Source organism: Pseudomonas sp. ES4 (genome assembly GCF_050586665.1).
Lineage (GTDB): Bacteria > Pseudomonadota > Gammaproteobacteria > Pseudomonadales > Pseudomonadaceae > Aquipseudomonas > Aquipseudomonas frederiksbergensis.
This window is the reverse complement of sequence record NZ_JBOBDO010000055.1, coordinates 1-1,510: the sequence shown is the minus strand read 5'-3', so window position 1 is coordinate 1,510 and position 1,510 is coordinate 1. Positions and strand designations below refer to the sequence as shown.

Sequence of the window (1,510 nt, the reverse complement as noted above, 5' to 3'; positions counted from 1 at the left end):
AACGCGTCACCGAATACCGCTACGACGGCCAGCACCGCTTGGTCGGCGTCACCACCGCGGACGGCCGCAGCGCCAGCTACCGCTACGACGCGTTCGGCCGCCGCATCAGCAAAACCGTCGACGGCAAGACCACCGAATTCTTCTGGCAAGGCGACCACCTCATCGCCGAAAGCAGCCGCGAGCACTACCGCAGCTACCTCTACGAACCCGGCACTTTCCGCCCACTGGCCATGCTCGACGGCAAAGGCCCGGACCAGGCCTGCCCGTTCTACTACCAGCTCGACCACCTCGGCACCCCGCAAGAACTTACCGATTACAGCGGCGACATCATCTGGGCCGCCCGATACACAGCCTATGGCCGCCTGACTCGCCTCAACCGCGACACCCATCAGGTGCTGGATCAGCCACTGAGGTTTCAGGGGCAATACTTCGATGCGGAGACTGGCCTGCATTACAACCGGCATCGCTACTACAATCCTGATGTCGGACGGTATTTGACGCCGGATCCGAGCAAGTTGGCGGGGGGGTTAAACGGGTATCAGTACACGCGCAATCCGACGGGGTGGGTTGATCCGCTAGGGTTGAGTGAGTGTCCTGGGGGGGATGGGTGTAAGCGGCCCTCGTTTGGGGATGAGGATCCGACGGGGAATATTAAGGTTGATGAGGGGGAAGCTCAACTCCCGTCATACCCAGAGGAATTGTATTTATATCGTGGAGACGGTCGTCACCCAGATGAGATATTTGAACAAGGATTTAAAACCAAGGGCGACAGCAATGACTTGCTTCTCCATTCCCTTGATAGCAACAAGCCTCCGAGCAATTTTGTGAGCACTACCCCCGTTAGAGAGGTTGGAATCGATTTCGCAACAAAATTCAACATGAGAAGCGGTTTTTTGTACACCATACGGATGATCCCTGGGCGAGATCTGACTTCGGAGCTTGGCAAAAAATATAAGTTTAGTAGCGAGCGAGAGTTAGCAATTCAAGGCGGAGTCAAAAGAGAAGATATTTTAGGCGTAACCCCTATTGGTGCTAATGGTCGCCCATCTGGTCACACCACCTTAAATCCGAACAGGAAATAGAACGTGGACAGCGTAACGATTTTGATAATCAAGAATGGCAAGCGGCAATCCGCTGAGCTTCTCTGTGACTCCGAAAACCTAAGTATCACTTTTGTTATGGAAGATGGTTATCGAAATTCATACTCTGGCGACGATTTTTACAAATGCTTGGGTCATATCAGGGAAGACCATCGTGACGTAACTTTTTTGTGTAAAGGAGCAAAAATAAACGTACACCCCTCTAGTATGTCCTCACAGATGTCGTTAGGTGTAAAAGCGTATGAGCTGACGCTGGGTAAACAAGCATTAAGAAGTGATTTAGTAAGTATCTTTGATTACGAGGAAAACAATCTGACCAATGAACCTGAGGTTCAGGAAGAATTTTTCATGCGATGGGTCGAGTCTGATATCTCCGACGAGTAGCTAGGATAAAGATAAAGGGAAAAAGC

General features: G+C 51.5%; 2 protein-coding genes. Both read left to right on the top strand.

Annotated features, from left to right (window positions below; translation table 11 throughout):
- A partial coding sequence (locus tag ACQ4OB_RS27800) for an RHS repeat-associated core domain-containing protein (protein ID WP_430956866.1) occupies positions 1-1,082 on the top strand: 1,082 nt, incomplete at its 5' end.
- Positions 1,083-1,085: 3 nt separating this feature from the next.
- On the top strand, positions 1,086-1,484 hold the full coding sequence (locus tag ACQ4OB_RS27795; protein WP_430956865.1) for a hypothetical protein: 399 nt from the start codon (positions 1,086-1,088) through the stop codon (positions 1,482-1,484).
- Positions 1,485-1,510 lie beyond the last annotated feature (26 nt).